This is a genomic window from Faecalibacterium longum, from assembly GCF_040094125.1.
Classification (GTDB): domain Bacteria; phylum Bacillota; class Clostridia; order Oscillospirales; family Ruminococcaceae; genus Faecalibacterium; species Faecalibacterium longum.
In genome coordinates this window covers 1-5,085 of the sequence record NZ_JBBNIH010000078.1, presented here as the reverse complement: position 1 = coordinate 5,085, position 5,085 = coordinate 1, and the positions used below count along the sequence as shown (strand labels likewise).

Here is a 5,085-nt window from a genome sequence, read left to right as displayed (position 1 = left end):
ATCTGGTAGAGCGCCACCTTGCCAAGGTGGAGGTAGCGAGTTCGAGCCTCGTCGGCCGCTCCATAATGGAGCAGCAACAGTTGCTCCGAATATGGTGACGTGGCCAAGTGGTAAGGCAAGGGTCTGCAAAACCCTCATCCACCAGTTCAAATCTGGTCGTCACCTCCAAAAGATTCCCGGGTGCTGAGGCATCCGGGATTTTTTGTTGTTTTGCTCGTTAAATAATCTACTTATTGGGGAAAGCTTGTCTTCCCTCTTCGCTCTGTGCTATGCTAAAAGAGTCAGCGCTGTCCATCGTGGTGCTCTGCATCGTTTTGTTCAGCACCCCCATTGAGACCTATATGAGCTACGCTCTCAACCGCATCTTCGACACCGCCATTGGCGTCATCGCAGCGCTGCTGGTCAACTACTTTCTGCCCCGGCCCCGGGTCGTTTCCCTCTGGGAAGGGTTCAAAGGCTCGTTCAAGAAGGACAGTAAAGTCTGAATGCTTTTCCGCGCCCCGCTCCGGCAGGGCGCTTTTCTTTTGCCCTCTGCCGTGATACAATGGGCATACTATCATTTTCCCTGAAAGGAGGCCGCGCCATGCCTGCCGAACTTCACACCACCCTCACGCCGGACACCCCGGTACGCTATCTCAAGGGCGTCGGCCCCAAGACTGCCGAGCGGTTCGAGAAGCTGGGCATCCTGACCCTCAGCGACCTGCTCTGCCACTATCCCCGCCGGTATCTGGATTTTTCAAAGCCCTACTCCATCGCCGAGGCCCCCGCCGACACCGAGTGCGTCGTGAAGGCCGAAGTGTTTGCAAAGCCCGGCGGGCGCATCCTGCCGGGCGGGCGACGGATGGAGCGCATCACCGCCGGAGACGATGTATCCAGCCTCGAGATCACGTGGTTCAATAATCCATACGCCGCCCAGAAGCTGGAGCTGGGGCAGGAATACTATTTTCAGGGCATCGTGACGGGCGGGATGCTCCGCCGTCAGATGGTCAACCCGCAGGTGCGCACCGACGCGCAGGTGAAGTCGTCGCCTTTCGAGGCCGTCTACCCCCAGACCGAGGGGCTGACCAGCAGCGCCATCGCCAAGTGCGTCCGCCAGCTCCTCCCCCACGCGGAGCTTCTGCCCGACCCGCTGCCCTCTGAGATGCTGAAAAAATACCGCCTGCTCTCCAAGGCCGACGCCGTCCGGGCCATCCACTGCCCCGCCACGGAGGAGGAAGCCTTTGCGGCGCGGCGGCGGCTCATCTACGAAGAGCTTCTGGTCCTACAGCTGGGTATCGGCCGGATGAAGAACCACGGCGCGGCCTCCACCGGCGCGCCGATGAAGAAAGCCGACGCCTCCCCTTTCTGGGAGTCGCTGCCCTTCTCCCCCACCGGCGCACAGCGGCGGGCCGTGGAAGAGATCCTGACCGACATGTCGGGCGAAACGTCCATGAACCGCCTTTTGCAGGGCGACGTGGGCAGCGGCAAAACGCTGGTGGCTGCTGCGGCTATCTGGGCCTGCATCCGGGCCGGGTATCAGGCCGCACTGCTGGCCCCCACCGAGATCCTGGCCAGCCAGCACGCCGAGAACCTGAACCGCCTGCTCTCCCCCTTTGGGATGCGGGTGGCCCTGCTCACCGGCGGCATGAAAGCCGCCGCACGGCGCACCACCCTCGCCGCCATCCGGGACGACGAGGCCGACCTCATCGTAGGCACCCACGCCATCCTCAGCGAGGGCGTGGAGTTCGCCCGGCTGGGTCTGGCCGTCGTGGACGAACAGCACCGCTTCGGTGTGCGCCAGCGGGGCCTGCTGGCCGAAAAGGCCGCGAATCCTCACCTGCTGGTCATGAGCGCCACCCCCATCCCCCGGACGCTGGGGCTACTGATGTATGGCGACCTCGACATCTCCATCCTCGACGAGCTGCCGCCGGGCCGCAAACCCGTCAAGACTCGCTGCATCACCGGCAAAAAGCGGGCCGACCTCTACGGCTTCCTTGATAGAGAAATCGATTCCGGACGACAGGTGTATATCGTCTGCCCTGCCATCGAGGACGCGGGCGGCAGCGGCCTGAACGCCGTCAAGAGCTACTATGAGGACATCGCAAAAGCCTATCTGCCGGACCGCCGGGTGGGCCTGATGCACGGCAAGCTCAAGCCGAAGGAAAAGGCCGAGGTGATGAACGACTTCAAATCCGGACGTTTGGACGCTCTCGTGTCCACCACCGTCATCGAAGTCGGCGTGGACGTGCCGAATGCGACGGTCATGGTCATCGAAAACGCCGAGCGGTACGGCCTGAGCGCACTGCACCAGCTGCGCGGGCGTGTGGGACGCGGCGCAGCGGAGAGCTGGTGCTTCCTCGTCAGCGACAATGCCTCCGAGTCGGTGCAGAAGCGGCTCAAGTTCCTCTGCTCCACCTCAGACGGCTTCGCCGTGGCGCAGTACGACCTCGAGACCCGCGGCCCCGGCGACTTTTTCGGAAACCGCCAGCACGGTCTGCCGACCTTGCAGATCGCCGATTTGATAAACGATACCCGCACCCTCCACGCGGCCCAGAGCGAGGCTGTGGCCCTTCTGGCCGAAGACCCGCTTCTCGAGCGGCCCGAACACGCCCTGCTGGCCCGTCAGGTGGAGCAGATGTTCGACAAAGCCGGAACAATGAATTGAGTAACGAAAAAGGACTGCCCGCGGCAGTCCTTTTTCGTTATCTTCTCTTCCACCACGGCTTCTTCTCGCCGATGCTCACTACATCGCAGAAGAGGCAGCGGCTCTTGGTAGAGAGCTGCACATCCTTGTGATGGCAGCCGAAGAACCATTTCTTGTAAGTCGTTTTCATGACGACCTTGTCGAGGAAGAGGTGCAGCCGGTTATTCTCGCCCTCAGCCAGCACGCTGAAATCCAGAAATTTGCTTGGCGCGTCGTGGGTCAGCACATAATCTACCTGCCAGCCGTTCGCTTCCAGCGCGGCCTCGCAGCGGGCGTATTCCTCGTCCGAGGGCATCTCCTGCGGCCACCAGTTGACGTGGGCTTCCCGCTCTTCCTTGTCCGGGCTTTCCGCTCCGCCGAAGCAGAGGTACTTCTTCCGTTCCAGTTCCAGTACACTGCCCCTGCAGACGTGGTACACATTGCCTCCCAGCGGCTGCACCAGCCCGCCGAACCGCTCTTCGGTGGGGTACTGTTCCAGCAGGTCATAGTTCTCGTGGCTTCCATCGAGGAAAAGGATGGTGTAAGGCCGCTTGCACAGCCAGTCCAGATTCTTCTGCTCGGCCTTGCTGCCGTCCCACACGAAGCCGAAATCGCCCAGCACAACGACAAAATCGCCCTTGCCGGCCCGGCGCAGCTCCCCGTCTTTGAAGCGGTCCAGCTCGCCATGGGTGTCGCCCGTAAGATATACCATCCTCTGCCTCCTTTTGCGGAGTGTGAAATCGCCCCAAAAGCCTTGTCACGCTCCGCCAAACCTGTTATTATAAAGTATAAGGCCCTTCGCTGAGCCTGTTTTTGTTCCGTAAGAACGGACAGCACATTTTGTCCGATACTCTAATATATTATCGCTTTTTGAGGAAAATGTCCACATGAAACGTATCGTCACCCTATTTCTGAGCCTTATCCTGCTGCTGAGCTGCCTGTGCGCGCCGGCTTCGGCCATGTTCGACCCCAGCCTCTTCTACGAGGTGCAGGCCAAGAGCGCCTACATCGTCAACACCGACACCAACATCATCGTCTACGACAAGGACAGCTCCCGTCAGGTGCCTGCCGGGGGCCTGACCAAATATATGACCATCGCGCTGCTGCTGACGAATTACGCCGACCAGCTCGACAACACCTTCCAGATGCCCTTCGCCATCTCGGATTACGTCCACAACAGTGATAATGCCGATATGCGCTCCAATGAGACCTTCACCTACCGGGAAGCTGTCTACGCCATGCTTCTGCGCAACGCCAACGAGGCCGCGATGGGCCTTGCCTACAGCCTTTCGGGCGGCGACCTTGCAGGCTGGGTGAGCCAGATGAATACCCTCTCCCAGCGCATCGGCACCACCGGAAGCACCTGGACGGACGCCTGCGGCCTCGACAGCGGCAATGTGACTACTGCCGTGGATATGTACCTCATCCTACGGTATCTGATGAGCTTTGATGCCTTCGTGGACATCTCGTCGGCCCCCGCCTTCACCATGCCCGCCAAGGAAAAGCACACCAAGAGTTTCGTGCTGCTGAACCAGAACGTCGCCCTCAACAAGACCAGCGGCGGCAGCTTCTACCGCAAGTCTATGCAGGGCGGCATGTGCGATGTGATGGCCTACAAAAACGACCACGGCGACCAGAGCTATGTTTCGTGGGCCAATCAGGACGGCTCCACCTATATCTTCTGCATCATGCAGAGCCCCGACACCTGTGACACCTACGGTTACGCCAACCGCCGCCCGGCCCTCTACGAAACGACCCGCCTCATCGACTGGGTGTTCCAGAGCTTTTCCATCCAGCCTGCGCTGGACACCGACCTTGCTCTGGCAGAGATCCCCGTGAAGTATTCCTCCGACACCGACACCCTCAAGCTCTACCCCGACAACAGCATGATGACCCTGCTGCCCTCTTCGGGCGACGGCACCGTGACTCAGAAATACTTCCATCTGCCCGACTATGTCTGCGCCCCCGTCCAGCAGGGCGATATTGTCGGCACCGTGGAGCTGAAGCTAGCCGGCGAGACCATCGGCATGGTCAACCTCATCGCCGGGCAGGACGTGAGCCGGAGCAGCCTGCTCTACTCTTTCTCGAAGCTGCAGGGGTTCTTCGGCAGCCTCTACCTCAAGGTAGTGCTCGTCGTCAGCGCCATCTGCGCCATCATCTATGTGGCGTGGGTCCTGCTCAACTCCCCCCGCACCCGCCATTCCTCCAAAAAAGTCCACCGCTACGGCCGTCCCCGCGACTGAGCCGTGCGGTCAGCTTCTTTTCTGAAAAAGCTGTAAAAAGCAGTTGACAAATACGCCCCCAAGTGGTAATATATACAGGCAGTCCGTGACTGCGAAAAACTGTATATGGGCGTGTTCCCGAGTGGCCAATGGGGACAGACTGTAAATCTGCTGCTTTTCAGCTTCGGTGGTTCGAATCCA

4 protein-coding genes and 1 tRNA gene are annotated in these 5,085 nt (G+C 60.4%); 4 read left to right on the top strand and 1 reads right to left on the bottom strand.

Going from position 1 to position 5,085, the window contains the following annotated elements; all coding sequences use genetic code 11:
* Positions 1–93: 93 nt before the first annotated feature.
* The 3 genes from AAAU26_RS01885 to recG all read left to right on the top strand — a co-directional run bounded on the left by AAAU26_RS01885 (position 94) and on the right by recG (position 2,644).
* A tRNA-Cys gene (locus tag AAAU26_RS01885) sits at positions 94–168 on the top strand.
* Between the two features lie 101 nt (positions 169–269).
* Positions 270–485: an aromatic acid exporter family protein gene (locus tag AAAU26_RS01880; protein WP_227619076.1), complete on the top strand. Its 216-nt coding sequence runs from the start codon at positions 270–272 to the stop codon at positions 483–485.
* A 98-nt stretch (positions 486–583) separates the two neighbouring features.
* Positions 584–2,644, top strand: coding sequence for an ATP-dependent DNA helicase RecG (gene recG, locus AAAU26_RS01875; protein WP_227619077.1), 2,061 nt, complete (start codon positions 584–586; stop codon positions 2,642–2,644).
* A 37-nt stretch (positions 2,645–2,681) separates the two neighbouring features.
* Here the strand turns inward: recG and AAAU26_RS01870 are convergent, their stop codons facing one another.
* Positions 2,682–3,374, bottom strand: a complete 693-nt coding sequence (locus AAAU26_RS01870; protein ID WP_227619078.1) for a metallophosphoesterase family protein — start codon at positions 3,372–3,374, stop codon at positions 2,682–2,684.
* Positions 3,375–3,549: 175 nt separating this feature from the next.
* On the opposite strand from AAAU26_RS01870, the gene AAAU26_RS01865 reads away from it, so the two are divergent.
* Positions 3,550–4,905, top strand: a complete 1,356-nt coding sequence (locus AAAU26_RS01865; protein WP_227619079.1) for a D-alanyl-D-alanine carboxypeptidase — start codon at positions 3,550–3,552, stop codon at positions 4,903–4,905.
* Positions 4,906–5,085: the final 180 nt, after the last annotated feature.